Origin of the sequence: Shewanella sp. SM95 (assembly GCF_025653595.1) — a bacterium.
GTDB classification, from domain to species: Bacteria; Pseudomonadota; Gammaproteobacteria; order Enterobacterales; family Shewanellaceae; genus Shewanella; species Shewanella oncorhynchi.
The window spans coordinates 569,672-585,115 of the sequence record NZ_JAKKSE010000001.1; the positions used below are offsets into that span (position 1 = coordinate 569,672).

Annotated in this window: 12 protein-coding genes and 1 other annotated feature (1 of these 13 running past the window's edge); all 12 genes read right to left on the reverse strand. The window is 48.2% G+C overall.

The features are described 5' to 3' along the window. Positions 1 to 43: 43 nt before the first annotated feature. The 12 genes from L5M29_RS02500 to L5M29_RS02555 all read right to left on the reverse strand — a co-directional run bounded on the left by L5M29_RS02500 (position 44) and on the right by L5M29_RS02555 (position 15,346). Positions 44 to 2,248 (reverse strand): TonB-dependent siderophore receptor, encoded by a 2,205-nt coding sequence (locus tag L5M29_RS02500; RefSeq protein ID WP_263166020.1) that lies wholly within the window; start codon positions 2,246 to 2,248, stop codon positions 44 to 46. A gap of 96 nt (positions 2,249 to 2,344) precedes the next feature. Beyond that, the gene (locus L5M29_RS02505; protein ID WP_263166022.1) at positions 2,345 to 4,273 is read right to left on the reverse strand and encodes an IucA/IucC family protein; all 1,929 of its coding nucleotides are present in this window, start codon (positions 4,271 to 4,273) and stop codon (positions 2,345 to 2,347) included. Continuing rightward, positions 4,274 to 5,038, reverse strand: a complete 765-nt coding sequence (locus L5M29_RS02510) for a GNAT family N-acetyltransferase (RefSeq protein ID WP_263166024.1) — start codon at positions 5,036 to 5,038, stop codon at positions 4,274 to 4,276. A gap of 2 nt (positions 5,039 to 5,040) precedes the next feature. Then, on the reverse strand, positions 5,041 to 6,555 hold the full coding sequence (locus L5M29_RS02515) for a lysine N(6)-hydroxylase/L-ornithine N(5)-oxygenase family protein (protein WP_263166026.1): 1,515 nt from the start codon (positions 6,553 to 6,555) through the stop codon (positions 5,041 to 5,043). 733 nt (positions 6,556 to 7,288) lie between these two features. Then, positions 7,289 to 7,573, reverse strand: a complete 285-nt coding sequence (locus L5M29_RS02520; protein ID WP_028761002.1) for a DUF2798 domain-containing protein — start codon at positions 7,571 to 7,573, stop codon at positions 7,289 to 7,291. A gap of 71 nt (positions 7,574 to 7,644) precedes the next feature. After that, positions 7,645 to 8,076: a glycerate kinase gene (locus tag L5M29_RS02525; RefSeq protein WP_105252115.1), complete on the reverse strand. Its 432-nt coding sequence runs from the start codon at positions 8,074 to 8,076 to the stop codon at positions 7,645 to 7,647. A gap of 246 nt (positions 8,077 to 8,322) precedes the next feature. Then, on the reverse strand, positions 8,323 to 9,144 hold the full coding sequence (trpA, locus tag L5M29_RS02530; RefSeq protein WP_263166028.1) for a tryptophan synthase subunit alpha: 822 nt from the start codon (positions 9,142 to 9,144) through the stop codon (positions 8,323 to 8,325). A gap of 5 nt (positions 9,145 to 9,149) precedes the next feature. Continuing rightward, positions 9,150 to 10,340: a tryptophan synthase subunit beta gene (gene trpB / locus L5M29_RS02535; RefSeq protein ID WP_105252117.1), complete on the reverse strand. Its 1,191-nt coding sequence runs from the start codon at positions 10,338 to 10,340 to the stop codon at positions 9,150 to 9,152. 179 nt (positions 10,341 to 10,519) lie between these two features. Continuing rightward, the gene (gene trpCF / locus L5M29_RS02540) at positions 10,520 to 12,007 is read right to left on the reverse strand and encodes a bifunctional indole-3-glycerol-phosphate synthase TrpC/phosphoribosylanthranilate isomerase TrpF (RefSeq protein ID WP_263166109.1); all 1,488 of its coding nucleotides are present in this window, start codon (positions 12,005 to 12,007) and stop codon (positions 10,520 to 10,522) included. Between the two features lie 4 nt (positions 12,008 to 12,011). Next, on the reverse strand, positions 12,012 to 13,079 hold the full coding sequence (gene trpD / locus L5M29_RS02545; RefSeq protein WP_263166030.1) for an anthranilate phosphoribosyltransferase: 1,068 nt from the start codon (positions 13,077 to 13,079) through the stop codon (positions 12,012 to 12,014). Then, complete coding sequence (locus L5M29_RS02550) at positions 13,076 to 13,678, reverse strand: aminodeoxychorismate/anthranilate synthase component II (protein WP_263166032.1); 603 nt, start codon at positions 13,676 to 13,678, stop codon at positions 13,076 to 13,078. Before L5M29_RS02550 ends, trpD begins: the two co-directional genes overlap by 4 nt. 9 nt (positions 13,679 to 13,687) lie before the next feature. After that, positions 13,688 to 15,346 (reverse strand): anthranilate synthase component 1, encoded by a 1,659-nt coding sequence (locus L5M29_RS02555; RefSeq protein WP_263166034.1) that lies wholly within the window; start codon positions 15,344 to 15,346, stop codon positions 13,688 to 13,690. A 97-nt stretch (positions 15,347 to 15,443) separates the two neighbouring features. Then, position 15,444 (reverse strand) — a sequence feature (Trp leader region) (it continues 107 nt past the right edge of the window).

Below are 15,444 nucleotides of genomic sequence, written 5' to 3' on the forward strand. Positions count from 1 at the left end.
TGGGCTCACAAGGTTTTTCGAACGATCTCAATATAAATCTGACTTAGAAGCGATAGTCTAAGGTTAAGCTGGCACTTCGCGGCGTACCGTATTGGAATTGGCTGTATTGACCGACTTGGCTGTAGTAGCTTTTATCTAAGGCGTTGTGCAGGTTTGCGCTGAGCTTAAGTTGCTCGGTGAAGGCGTAACTCGCCATTAGACTCGCTAGCGCGTAAGAGCCTTGCTCGACTTCGACTTTGCCAAGTGGCGAATTAACTGTTTGGTAGACGCGGCTCTGCCAGTTAACTCCCGCACCTATTTGCAATTTATGCCAATCACCGCCAAAGGTATAAGTGGTGAAGAGTTTTAATTGCTGGCGTGGTGACGTGGTACTGATACGTTTGCCTTCAGGATCTTCGCTAGTGAACTGGGTGTAACCTAAGTAAAGATTCCAGTCATCAGTGATTTTACCCGTCGATTCAAATTCGAATCCCTGTGTTTTTGTACCGTTTACGCCTTCATACACTTGCGTTGTTGTTCCTGGGATCACATCGCCAGTGCTGACTCCGACATTGTCTTGTCTGATCTCAAACACCGACAGCGACATATCTAAAGCCTCATCGAACAGGCTCGCCTTAATCCCGCCTTCGTAGTTTTTCCCTTTGACTGGATCTAGGTAGCTTTTATCGATTCTTTGCTTAGTTTGCGGTGCAAAAATATCCGTATAACTGGCGTAGAGCGAATATTGCTCGGTCAGGGCGTAGGTGAGGCCGAAGTAAGTCGTGAGTTCGTTGCTGATGCTGAAATCGTAGCGGCTGCCAAAATTATCTTGGTCGGTTTCCCACTCATTGAGGCGTAATCCGACGAGGACAGCTAAAGCGTCGCTGAGATTAAGCTGAGTCGCTACATAGGCTGCACTCTGTTTGGTTTCGCCAAATGAACCCGTGGTATAAGTTTCCTTCCATTGAGGTTTTGGATATTGGAAGTTCGGATCGCGAAAATCCCCCAAAGGCGGTACTGCCGCAGTGGGATAATAGTAGGGATTGGCGAACTCTTGGCGTTGGCCATTCCAGCCAAACATCAATTGATGTTCCTGACCAAAGAGTTGGTATTGTCCTTCGGCGCGCAAATCCACATTGTGTTGGGTGCGACTGCCGTCGACATAGGCGATAGAGCCTGCAGTGGCGCCGATATTGGTTACAGGATCAGGATATCCCGTGGCCCATAGTACATCGAACTCCAATGAGTTATCGCCGTAGGTGTAAGTCCCTTTTAGGTTCCAACCGTTATCTAATCTGTGTTCGAGACTCGCAAAGGTGTTGAGGCCTTGGGTATGCGCCGAGCCCCAATCGGGCGCCGTTGAAGTGGCACGATCATAATTAGTGCGACTGCCATCGCTGTAAAATAGCGGTAAACCACCCGACATAGTGCCGCTCGGTGTGGCATCTTGGTAATCGACACCAAGGGTGAATAAGGTGCTATCGCCAATATCGGTTTCGACTATGCCGTATAGCGTAGTGCGCTGCTGCTCGTACCTGTCTTGGAATGAATCCTTATCTTGATAGGCGGCCACCACGCGACCGCGCACAGAACCTGAATCATTTAAGCCGCTGGAAACATCGACCATACCGCGCACATTATTCCATGAGCCCACACTTAACGAGGTGTTGCCCATAAACTCTTGAGTCGGGCGTTTACGGATAAGGTTAATGGCCGCCGAGGGATTACCGGCTCCCGTCATGAGGCCAGTCGCGCCGCGTACCACTTCTACTCGCTCGTAGATGGCGGTGTCGATCAGATTATCGCCATAGTTGAAGCGGGTATCGTAGGTCGTTGGCACGCCATCGTACAAAATGCTGGTCACGGCAATGCCGCGGGCACTAATACTGTATCTGTCGTTATCCATTGGGCGGGCATTGATCCCCGCAACGCTGGTCATGGCATCAATCACGCTATTAAGCTGTTGATCATTCATCATTTGGCGGGTGATAGACGTGACCGACTGCGGCGTTTCTAGATAGGATAAATCGAGCCCAGTTGCCGTGTTCATCGCTTGGGTTTTATAACGGTTGTCGTGTAAGTCCTTAGCGCCAATGACATTGATGACTTCAATTTCTTTCTGGTGCTTTTTAGTCTTACTATCCGTATCGACAGTGTCAGCTGTGGCATGGGGAACTGTGGCTAACATGGCTGAGCACAGCAATAGCTTCGGGTTAACGAGGGCTTGCCGACAGACGAGTGCGATGTTGGAGAGAGGAAAAGTCTTCATAATGTTGATCTTTAATTCCGTTTAGGTTGGGGGTTAAACAAGCTGGGCCAACATTGGCCCATGCTAAAGTTTCGGGGTTATCCACTTTGTGGTGTGTTAACGTGTCCTTTGCTCAGCGCTGCTAAGCATAGGGCGCTTAAAGGTATGGCTCTGTCTAAAGGTCGCCAAGGGATTGTCGATGCCGCCGGCGAAACGCAGGTTTTTCTCCCTGTCGGCGAGGTCTATCATTTGTTGGTTATTATTCAATTGGATACGATTGAGGCACGTACGTACAAAGCTGTCCTTAAACAGATCGTATTGGGCAAACTTGTCGGCCAAATGTGGATGCTGGGCTTGGTAATCACGTACATTGTCCGCCACTAACTCCCAGAATTGGCTTTCACTGACACTGGTTTGCTCATCGAGCAGCGGTGCTAAATAGCGGAAAATACAGTCAAAAATATCCAGTAAGATGTAGTTAAGCTTCATCTCTTCTTCAAGGCTCACCGCAAGGCGTTTTACATCATCAGGTAGCGGCTTCGCGCCATTGAGTACCGCGACTTCTTCGCCTATGTCTTTCATCAAAATCTTGACTGGCACATATTCATCGAGCACTAAGATCAGGTTTTCCCCGTGCGGCATAAAGACCAGATCGTAGGCAAAAAAGGCATGTAACAGCGGCGATAAATACAGGTTTAAGTAGCGACTGACCCAATCCTTTGCTGGCAAGCCTGAGGCGGCTATCAAGGCTGCAATAAGGGCCTTATCTTCATGATCAGTATGCAGTAGCGCAGCCATGGTCATCAGATTTTGTTTAGGCTCAATGTGTGGCAGTGGACTTTCGCGCCACAGGGCAGAAAGCATTTTTTTATAGGCGCTATCTTGGGTGAGTGCCTGCTCGTAATAATGGTGGTGGTAACCTATGGCTGCAATTTCTTTAAGGATCACAAACCCTTGCTGAGTAAAGTAAGGGTCGCTTTCAACCAAGTTCGCCACCCACGCATTGATTTGCGGTGTGCAGCTCATGTAAAGGGGCGATAGACCACGCATAAAGCCCATATTTAGGATAGAAAGCGCGGTTTTGACATAGCACTTTTGCGGTGATGCAAGATTGAAGAAAGTGCGTATCGATTGCTGCACTTGGTATTGTTCGCTGCCTTCACCAAGGTAAACCAGATCGCCACGGGCTATGTCGCCGGCAAAGACGCGGGCGATTTTTTCACGCCACTGCCAAGGGTGCACTGGCATAAAGTAGAAGTCCTGTGGATCATGCTGCTGCGTTTTAAGACGTTGTTGGAAGTCAGTGAACTGCTGGCCAAGCTCTTCCTTTAGTACCGCATCGTGACTCAAGTTTTCGAGGGCGGCAAACGTGGTTTTGTTTTTGCGGACTCCAAGCCAGACTAACTGCATCGGCATCGCGCTTTCAGGGGCAAATTGACGGTAATCCTGCATATCAAAACCAATCCGGCCATTATTGGCAATAAACACCGGATGACCTTCTGTCATACCCGCTTCTATGCTTTGATAATCGGCTCGCGCCAGTGTGGCTGCGGGAATCGCCTGATGCGCTAACTTGTATGCCTTACTGTAAAGGGTGCTGGTGATTTCTTCTAAATAAGTTGGTAGTAAGGTTTCGCTGATCCCTAAGTCATTTTTAAGGGAAATAATCAGCGACATCGCATCGAGGGTTTGTTCTTTGCCTGCAAGTGAAACGCGGATGGTATCGGCATTAATCGCGAGATGATCGAGCTGATAGTGCCGCGCACTAAAATAGTAAGTGCTGTCTTTGAGCCTGAGTTCATAGTGGTTAAGCCCCGTTTTTTGCCCGTACAGGGTCGGCGTAATGAGTTTCTCGTGGGTGAATTCGCAGAGGATTTTCTTCACTAAATGACGATTAGCCGCTTGCCAATAGGCGGGAGTCAAATGCTCCGGCATAGAAGTCGATGTTGTCGATAGCGTCGGGCTTTGTTGAGCATGTACTGCTTGAACATGATGATCTTGCGTTGGCAATGGGTTAATTAATAAGGCTTTTGTGGGTAAGTTCATCTAATTCACCTGAAGAGTCGATAATGTCATGGGAGAGGTTGGAGATGCCGCGTGCGAGCTTGGCTTTGCTAGGGTTGGGCTTGCTAAGTATTGTTCTGCTAAGTTTGGCAGAGCAGGCGTTGACTGAGCTGAGCTTGGCAGGGCTAAGGTTGTTTGGGCTAGGCTCGTCAAAGAGGGCGTGCTCGATGGTTGAAGGCGCTGGACCGCAGTGCAAAATCCGAGGAAAGCAGCTTTAGTGTTTAACTGAATCGCTTTTTCATAGCGAATGCCTATCAGGCTATTTAAGCGATGAATTTTGCTATTGAGTTGATCGGGTTCAACCACGAGGCGATTAAAGGCTAGTTTTTCAAGCACGAGCTGCGCTATCGCATCCATCACTTTCAAGGATAAGCCGCTGACGGGTTTGCCATCTGGCGGCGCGATAATCAGATGCATACCACAATCACCCGGCGCAACACGATAGTGCTGACCAACTTCATCGTGGACGGGATCGTAGAGCTCCACCATAAATAGTGCTTTGGCCTGCCATTCACCTATCAAGGCAAACTTGTGTTCTGTTGTTGCTAACAGATTTTTTATGGCATCAAGGTTCAAGCCCTGCATACCCCAAAACTTGGCGTAATCTTGGTTAAACCAAGACTGTAGTGTTGGAATGTCTTGTGTAAGGTCTAACGCTCTGAACTGGAAACCATTAATGCTCGAAATAGCGGATAGTTGCATTAAACATAGTTGCGTTAAACAATGGTTGCTAAATTGGCTTGCCATTATTATGCCTCCTGGTTCGGCGCCATTAAGACCGGCATATTGGTTCCCGCGCCTGAACTCACGGTTGAACTTGCGCCAGAACTTGGAATCTTGGTTGGAGGGATAGTTTGTGGCGCATCAACTTGAGTTTTTCTGTGCGGCGCCTTAGGAAAATGTCTTGGATTAAGATCCAACGTGTTAATTGCATTGGCGCCGCAGGGCTGATGACTGGCAAGTTTGGCCGGATCGAAGGTTTGAAACGCGATATGTTCCTCAATGTGGTAGGGCGCATAACCGAGCACAGCTTTTAAGATGGTGCCGTTGCGATAACAGCCCATACCCAGATCTGGAGAGCTTATCCCATGGGTATGCAAACCGACATTCTGGACAAAAATATCCCCTCGAATATCTATGCTGTAATCACGCTGCACGCTAAGTTGTCCGGCGTCATCGAATTCGACTTGTTGCTTAATACCACTGATAAACTCGGGTAAACGATAGTGGTAACCTGTGCCTAAAATAACGGCGCCCGTTTCTTGCTCAAAGGTGTGATTTTTTTCATTGTGGTGGAAATGCAACTTGAGCATATTGGCTTGTGGCTCGATATGAGTCAGCGCCGCATTCGTCATCAGTCGGCATTGAAAATCGGCCAATAGGCGTTTTTGATATAACAAATCGTAAATGTCCTTTATCAGCTCAGAATTTATCCCTTTGTAGAGCTGTTTCTGGCTGGCGATCAGTGAGCATCTTTGATTAGGGGTCAACTCGTGGAAGTAATCGACATAATCTGGCGAGGTCATCTCTAAAGTAAGCTTGGTATATTCCAAGGGATAAAAACGCGCTGATCGTGTCATCCAATTGAGTTGATAACCATAGGTATCAATATCTTGCAGTAGATCGTAAAACACTTCCGCCGCACTCTGGCCACTACCAATTACTGTGATGGCACTCTGACTCTGCAGGTAGGTTTTTTGCTGCATATAACTGGCGGTATGCATGACCCGTGCATCTTGGATTGGGCAATCCTTTGGTAGATAAGGTTCAGTGCCAGTGCCTAGCACTAGCTTTCGGCATTGATAGGAATGGGTTTTACCACTGCGCCTATCAAAACCTGTAACTCGATAAATACTTTCACCTGCGTTGTAATCCACTTGAGTGACCTTAAAACCAAATTTAAGGTTGTTGAGTTGTTGGCTCACCCATTGGCAATACAAGTTGTATTCGTGGCGGGGTAAAAAGAAATTCTCACGAATATAAAAGGGATAAAGTCTGCCCGTTTGCTTGGCAAAATTAAGGTAGCTGTAGCGGCTGGTGGGATCGGCCATAGTCACCAGATCCGACATAAAGGGTGTTTGTAATCTTGAGGATTTGAGTAGCATGCCTGGATGCCAGTCAAAACTGGTTTTAGCATCTAAAAATAAGCAGTTAAAGCCGTCAATAGGTTCTGATAAGGCGGCGAGGCCAAGATTGAATGGGCCAATGCCTATGCCAAGTAGATCAAAGATTTCGCGATCCATTTCCCTTTGCTGTGTACTCACTTACGCCTCCTTGGCAACATGCTGCTGCGCGTTGCCGATCCAGTAATCAGTTACCTAAGGACGCAAACCAAAGTGAATGCGGTTATCAAAATAGACTGTTTGGCTATTTATCTTGCGTTGATTAACTCGCTATTTTTAGCTCAGTCCTTAGGCCATTTCCTGCTGTCTCTGTCCCGACAACGGTAGGTAAATTAGCATGTGAAAATATTCAAATGCAAATCATTCTCATTTGTGTGGGGCTGTGGGTTAATACTTTTAACTGATGAATAAGGGGGGCAGATACGGTTAATGGTACAAATAAGTAAATGACAAAGGAGTGATAATTAGGCAGCGTTTTGAGGATGTATCATTTAGGGTTTTACGAGCTCTATTTTTATAAAATATATAAATACAGTGGGTTACATTAATGCTTGAGTTGGTTCGAGAGCAGAGGAAAATTGATTTAGATGGGAGTCATGTCATCCTTATACAATAAACATAGGTGCCGCTAAACGGTCAGTGTAAATCCATTGTAAAGCGTGGACTGGGGGCTCAATGAGCGCTTTGATTTAATACGATTGGTATGGTGTAGGTCGTACTGTTTTAGTTTAAGTGAATATTGGCAGGGTAACAGATCGAGCAATTATCGATGTGATTTTTAGTCGCTGTACGCATAAGAGAAGGAGTTCAAGATAAAGCCGTCCTAAAACGGCTTTGAAATAAAATAGTTAAATCGGAAGATTAAGTCGTAAAACTAGCGTAAATCGACAAAATGAGCTGTGATTTTACGCACCAAAGGTAACACCATCAGCAGTGTAGGAAAGGCGACAACCCATGAGATCAGCCAAGCGCCTAGCCAGAGTTCGAGAAATTGCGGTGAAGCGCCAACGCCATTGAAAGTGCTGATCCCAGAAACGATACAACTCATGAGAATAGAGAGAAAAAATGGCATCACCACAGTGGCATACTTGGCCGGTAATTTGGGTGTTCCCAAAAAAGTACGAGGTTTGTTATCGGGTAAAGATTTAGAAATGGTCATCGGATCCTCTAATGGATATGTATCAGGCGAATGATTTGTTACAGGCTAGCACTATACCTTTTTTTATCGACTCAATTCATCCAATTTGTTACCCAAAGCTCGCCTGTTACATTAACCCAATGGCCTAGCGAGATAGGGGATTTCCCAAGTTCATTATCAAAGGGGAGCGGTAAGTTTGATTGCAACAGGTAAATTGTATCTTCGGGTGTTTGGCTGATGTCGATGATTTGTCCCGAAGCTTCAAAGTGACAGTTATGCAACGGGAATTTCAGATGCTGGTGTGGCGTTTGTTTAATCATATCAGCTTGAAGACTGGCACTTGCTAATCGGCCAAGCAATTCAACTGTGACCCATTGGTTAACCGGAAAGCGAATTTCGGCCTGCTGATCGCTACCTTGGTAGTAAAACCAAATTGGTGCACCATTATCGCATTTACCTGCAACTTCACCTTCAAAACCACAGCCCCAAGGCGTTAATTCGAGAATATAGATCCGATACTGCATAAAAAGTCCGTTTTTCTTCGATAGGGCATTCTATCGAGGAACTGTGACTAAATAAATACGCTGTCAGTGTAGTACTGCGTGAGTGTCAGTATTGCCTTGATAGATTGTGTTTGAGGGAGATAAAGGCTGAGTAAACATAGAGCTTGGTAAATACAAACAAAATAAGCGAGGCGACGAGTCTACCTCACTTATTTTATTTGTAATTGAACTTTTGATTTATATTGGATTATTTAAATCAAGACTCGCTTAGGTTGCAGCCTTCATTGCGCGAGTAAATTCCCCAAGCGTTGCAAGTAGCTTAACTTCATCGTGCTGGTGGGTTTCGATGATTTTTACTACGGCAGAGCCAGAAATCGCCCCCGCAGCGCCCGCTTTGATGGCGGCGCTTACCTGTGAAGGCTCGGCAATACCAAAACCGAGGAGCGGTGGCGGGGCGTTAAAGGCTTTTAATTTAGATAAAATTTCCTCTACCGGCACGCCAGCTTTCGTGTCTGTGCCTGTGACCCCCGCGCGGGATAAGAGATAGGTGTAACCTTCACCACTTTTACTCACTTGCTCAAGGGTTTCACTGTCGGCATTGGGCGGTGCGATAAAAATCGGCGCAATACCATGGGCTTTAGCGGCTTCGCTAAAGGGCGCTGATTCTTCCACTGGCACATCGGCGATAAGTACTGAATCCACACCCGCTTGTTGCGCTTTGGCGTAAAACGCATCTATGCCATTAGCAAACACCAAGTTTGCATACAGCAGCAAACCGATTGGAAGTTCAGGATATTTTGCACGCACTTGCGCCAGTAATTCAAAACACGCCGTTGGAGTCGTGCCTGCGGCTAAAGAACGCAGGTTAGCGCCTTGGATCACTGGGCCATCGGCCAAGGGATCGGAAAATGGAAAGCCCAGTTCTAAGGCATCGGCACCGTTTTGCACTAAGGTATCGATAATTTTTAGCGATAACTCAGGGCTAGGATCGCCAAGGGTGACGAAGGGGACAAAAGCGCCACGGCCTTCGGCGTTGAGTTTGGCAAAGGAGGCTTGGTAACGGCCAGTGTTGGTAGACGTGTCACTCATGTTTATTATTCCTCTTTACCATTCAAAATGTCAGAAACGGTGAAAATATCTTTGTCGCCACGACCGGAAAGATTGACCACTAAAATGGTTTCTTTGGTGCACTCGCGCGCCATTTTCACGGCATAGGCGATAGCATGCGCCGATTCCAATGCAGGGATAATCCCTTCACAGCGCGCCAGTTGTTGGAAGGCTTCTAAGGCTTCATCGTCGGTAGCCGATTCATAACGGGCGCGGCCTGTAGCATTAAGATGCGCGTGCTGCGGGCCAACGGAGGGGAAGTCCAATCCGGCTGAAATCGAGTAAGATTCTTCAATTTGCCCTTCGCTATCTTGCATCAAAGGCGCTTTCATGCCGAAGAAAATCCCTGTCTTACCGTGTTTAAGCGGCGCGCCGTGCATTGGCGTGTCTATGCCTTTACCCGCAGGTTCGACGCCAATCAGTTCGACACTTGGTTCGTCGATAAAGTCAGCGAACATGCCGATAGCGTTGGAACCGCCGCCAACACAAGCGATAACGGCATCGGGCAGGCGACCTTCACGTTCCAGCATTTGCTTCTTGGTTTCTTCACCAATAATGCGTTGGAATTCACGCACGATTGTTGGGAACGGATGTGGCCCCGCAGCGGTGCCCAGAAGATAGTGGGCCTTTTCGTAGCTGCCAGACCAGTCGCGCATTGCTTCGTTACAGGCATCTTTTAGGGTGGCAGAACCTGAGGTGACAGGGATCACTTCCGCGCCCATCAAACGCATTCTAAATACGTTAGGTGATTGGCGCGCAACGTCTTTTGCGCCCATATAGACTTTACATTTCAAGCCTAATAGCGCGCAGGCAAGGGCGGTGGCAACGCCGTGTTGTCCTGCGCCAGTTTCGGCAATAATTTCTTTTTTACCCATGCGCTTAGCCAGCAGTGCTTGGCCTAACACTTGGTTGGTTTTATGGGCGCCGCCGTGGAGTAAATCTTCCCGTTTAAGGTAGATTTTCACCATAGGATTTGGGCTTAAATTGCGGGTTAAGGTCAGTGCTGTTGGGCGACCCGCGTAGTTTTTCAGTAAATCGGTAAATTCGGCTTTAAAGTCTTCATCTTCTTGCGCTTCCACAAAGGCAGTTTCTAATTGCTTAAGGGCTGGCACTAAAATCTGTGGCACATACATGCCGCCGTATTCGCCGAAATAAGGGTTAAGCTTTAACTTTGACATACCTTTTTCCTTATCTTATCAATCAGTTTGTCAGTGGCTTCGATTGTACTAACAGCGTCTTGGGGTTAACCGCATCGTTATCTATTTGGCCACTGGCATTAATAGGTTCATATTGTTTGTTGAGCATCACGCTTGTCCTGCACCAACAGCATCTAGGGCTTCTTGCTTAGCGCGATAGGCTAGAGACGTAAATGGGCAAAAGCCGTTTGGATCAGTTGCGCCGATTTAATTCCTGCGGCGGTTTCTAGGCCAGAATTAAAATCTAAACCGTAAAATCCTTGGGCATTGGCACTGGCCGCATTCTCGGCGTTGAGTCCACCCGCCAACATGGCATGGGCCTTTTGCTGGCCTAAGGACTTCACATCAATATTTTGCCAATTAAAGGCTTGGCCCGAGCCGCCAAATTGGTTTGCCGTTTTACTATCAAACAGATATCGCGATGCTCCCTGAGGTAAGTTACCAAGCTCACCCGTTTGCGCATCGACGCTGACGGCTTTCCAAATTTGAGTGGTGAGTCCCGCTTGCTCAAGTCGCTTAGTGAGCTCTGCGATTTCAAGTTCAGTTTCCGTGCCATGCAGCTGCACGGCAGATAACTGCAAACTGGCTGCGGTATCCGTAATGGTGCTTGGCGCTGCGTTAACAAACACACCGACGAATTCAATGGCGGGAGCCGCGGATGCGCGATATTCCCTGAGCAATTGTTCAGCGGCGTTAAGGGTTAACGCGCGCGGGGATTTTTCAGCAAAAATCAGCCCGGCATAGACGGCGCCTGACGTTGCCGCGGCGCGAATATCTTCCATGCGGGTGAGGCCGCAGACTTTATTGTGACCGAAGATCAATTTACGGCAGGCTAAGTCGATATCAGCCTCGGCCATTATCGAACTACCGACGAGGAAACCATCAACCAGTGGACTCAGGCGGCGTACTTGCTGATTGTTGTAGATGCCTGATTCGCTGATCACCACGCGGTCGCTGCCAATATGTGGCGCCAGCGTTTCTGTGGTGGCGAGATCGGTACTCAAATCCCTTAAGTTACGGTTATTGATCCCGATAATCGGCGCATCTAATGCGATGGCGCGTTTAAGTTCTTCTTCGTTACTGACTTCGGTCAGCACATCGAGTTGATACTTAGCGGCTTCTTTCGCTAGGCGGTGATATTGCGCATCATCGAGTACGGATAGCATTAACAGAATGGCATCGGCACCTTGGTGGGCGGCGAGTTTAATTTGGTATTCATCGACAAAAAAATCTTTGCACAGAATAGGTTGGTTCACCCGAGCGCGCACCTTAGGGATATAGTCCATATCCCCTTGGAAAAACTGCTCGTCGGTTAATACCGAAATGCCCGCCGCATATTTTCCGTAAATATCGGCAATGGCTTCTACATCAAACACATCGCGGATAAGCCCTTTGGACGGGCTGGCTTTTTTACATTCTAAAATGTAACCCGCCTTGGGCGCCTTGAGTGCGGCAAATAAACTGCGGTCAGAGATTTTTGGCGACAGACTGGCCTCGGGGAAACGCAGCTTCAGGGCGGCAATATGGGCAGCTTTGGTATCGACTATACGGGTTAACACATTACTTTTTGGCATAGGGTTTGTGGCTGCCTCTGGCTGAGTACGCAGGTCTTGAGTCATTGCTGTTGGAGTCACTTCTACTTGAGACATTCGCTTATCTTCCTCTTTCTTGACCGTTGGCATGGGCTTCACCGCTGACTTTTGCGAGCTGGCTTAACAATTCAAAGGCTTTACCGCTTTGTATGGTACTGAGCGCAAGTAAGGTTCCCGTTTTCACTGAATCAGCAATTCCACACACATATAAAGCACAACCGGCATTGATGGCGACCGCATTGGCATGTGCTTCAGTACCGTTGCCTTTTAAAATCGCCTCGGTAATCAAGGCATTCTGCGCGGGCTCGCCCCCTTCTAAGTCTGTTATTTGCGCTAAAGGCACACCTAAATCGGCGGGCGTGAGTTGATACTCAATAATGTCGCCGTCTTTTAACTCAGCAACTTGGGTGTTGCCGTGCAGCGCGACTTCATCTAAACCGCTGCCGTGCACTACCATAGCGCGTTTTGTGCCAAGCGCCTTTAATACTTTCGCTATCGGTAAGACTAACTCAGGGCTATAAACGCCAAGTAACATAAATTCGGGGCGGGCAGGATTGATAAGTGGCCCTAACACATTGAATAAAGTGCGCGTTTTCAGTGCTTGCCTGACCGGCCCCGCATGTTTTACTCCGCCGTGGTAGTGGGGCGCAAATAAAAAGCACAGGTTCAATGCGTCGAGGCAACGACTGGCGGTGTCTGGTGACATGGTTAAGTCAATGCCAAACTGCGCCAAAAGATCCGATGAACCCGATTTACTCGACACGCTACGATTGCCGTGTTTGGCGACCTTGGCGCCCGCCGCCGCGGCAACAAAGGCCGCAGTGGTGGAAATATTAATGGTATTAAAGCCATCGCCACCGGTGCCAACTATGTCAACGATGCCATTGCTAAGGTTATCGCCATTCGAGTAGGGAAACGTCTTGGCAGCGGCGCGCATCGCATCGGCGGCGCCGCTGATTTCATCAATGGTTTCGCCGCGCATCTTGAGCGCGACTAACATTCCAGCCATAGTGGCTTCACTCATTTCACCGCGAATTAACGCGCTAAAAATCTCAAAGGTGTGCTCGCGACTTAAACTCTTACCTTGGTATAAAACGTCGAGTAAAGGCTGAATATTGTTTGTACTCATGCATTTACTCCTGCTGTCATGTCTTGGGTCAGAAATGCCAAGGTTTGAATGAGCAGTGTGCTGCCCAACGTCGTCAGAATTGATTCTGGGTGGAACTGAAATCCAACGGCTCTATGCTGCGGGTGCAAAATTGCCATAGGCATAGCGTCAGTGGTTGCGATCACTTGCAAGCAATCCGGTACTTGAGTGGCGACGAGACTGTGATAGCGGGCAACGGGCAGGGGAGAGGGCAAACCAGCAAATACGCCAGTACCGTCATGGAAAGTGGGGCTTGCCTTGCCGTGTACCACAAAAGGTGCGCGTGCCACTGTGCCGCCGTAATATTCCACCATGGCTTGATGCCCAAGGCAGATACCCAGCATAGGCACCTTACCCGCAACTTTGGCGATAAGTGCCATCATAGAACCTGCCTCATGGGGTGCACCTGGTCCTGGTGATAACACGAGGGCTGCAGGCTCTTGTTCGTTTAGCAGTTTTTCAGCGATATAATCGGCGGCAACATCGTTGCGGTAAATCACCACTTCACAGCCAAGGCTGCGAAATTGATCCACTAAGTTATAGGTAAAGGAGTCAAAGTTATCGAGTAGATAGAGTTTCATGTTTGGCTCCTATTTATATTGTGCTGAAGAGGATTGTGCTGACGATTCATTCACTGGTGATTCAGTTACTAGCAGTCCAGCGCCCATTTTGATGGCTGAAATCACGGCTTGGGCCTTCTGACGGGTTTCATCTGCCTCGCTTTGTGGATCAGAATCAAATACCACGCCAGCGCCCGCTTGAATAAAGGCGGTGCCATTTTTCACAAAGGCGGAGCGGATAACGATGCAAGTGTCCATGTCACCAAGGGCATTAAGGTAACCCACTGCACCGCCATAGCTGCCGCGACGGGCTTTTTCTGCTTGGCGTACCAGTTGCGATGCACGTACTTTTGGTGCGCCCACTAATGTGCCCATATTCATACAGGCCTGATAAGCATGCAGCGCATCTAAATCTTGGCGCAGTTGACCCGTTACGCGGCTGACGAGGTGCATCACGTGGGAATAACGGTCAACTTTTAATAATTCGGCGACTTTGCGGCTGCCGCTTTGGCTGATGCGTGCGATATCGTTGCGCGCTAAATCGACCAGCATTAAGTGTTCCGACAGTTCTTTTTTATCTAAACGCAGTTCAAGTTCAATACGGCTGTCTAAGTCAAAATCAATCTCGCCCGTTGTGGTTTTGCCGCGTTTGCGGGTGCCAGCAATTGGGTAGACCTCGACTTGATTACTGCTGGCATCAAATTTGAGCGCACTTTCTGGCGAGGCGCCAAACAGGGTGAAATCATGGCCCCTGAAATAAAACATGTAAGGGCTAGGGTTAGTCAGGCGCAGGGCACGATAAGCCCCTAAAGTATTCGGGCAAGGCAAACTAAAGCTACGGGATGGCACTACTTGGAAAATATCGCCCGCAATAATGTGTTCTTTCAAATCGATAATGGTTTGTTTGAACACCTCATCGGAAATATTGACTTGCTCAGTTGCGTCGATGGCGACCAGTGTCGGTATATCGGCAGGTGAATTACCCAGAGTTTTACATTGTGTGCTTAACTGCTGAACTCGTTCGCTTAGCGCTGCGGTGATGGCGGCATACTGGGCTGAATCACGACTGAAATTATGGGTAATGATGTCGGCTTGTTTCAGTTTATGGTCGATAAGGATTAAGGTTTCAGCGAGGTAAAATAAGTAGTCAGGGCAATCGTTATCGCGGTTCGGTACGGCAGGCAGTGGTTCGACGGTATCAATCAAGTCGTATGCCAGCACGCCACCTAAAAACAGATCCTCAAAGGCGGGCTTGGTCTGGCTGTCAGTATGGGCGCCACAATCAATCTGCTGGATAAACATCCGCAGGCCATCGAGTGGCGAGGTCGATTTTAAGCGCGCATCTTCATCCTGCAGTTGAGTGTCTTTTTGCAATGTCACCACTAAGGTCAAGTTATCTCTGGCGACATTGACTGCTGTACTGAAAAACAGCGCGATGGGAGCAAGTAAGCTCGCGCCATTGTCGGTCAGTGCGGTGAAGGTCAGCTGATAACCGTCACAGCGGATCATCATGGCGGCATGGGTCATTACCATGCTTTTTAAGTGATCTTTACTGTCGATTTCGGCCGATTCGAGCAACATAGTATGGGGCGCATCTTGGGTGATGTGCTGATATAAGCGTAGTGGATCGCTGTGGTAGGTTAATGCCGCTTTGAGTGTGCTTGAGCGTGCGAATGTCTGTTTGGGCATGTTCATATTCCAGCTACCTTATAAAATGTCTTTAACATCATGAGTTATCTCGCTTTCTTAATTTTTTGCCCGAGTCTGCCGACATTTTTCGCACCTAA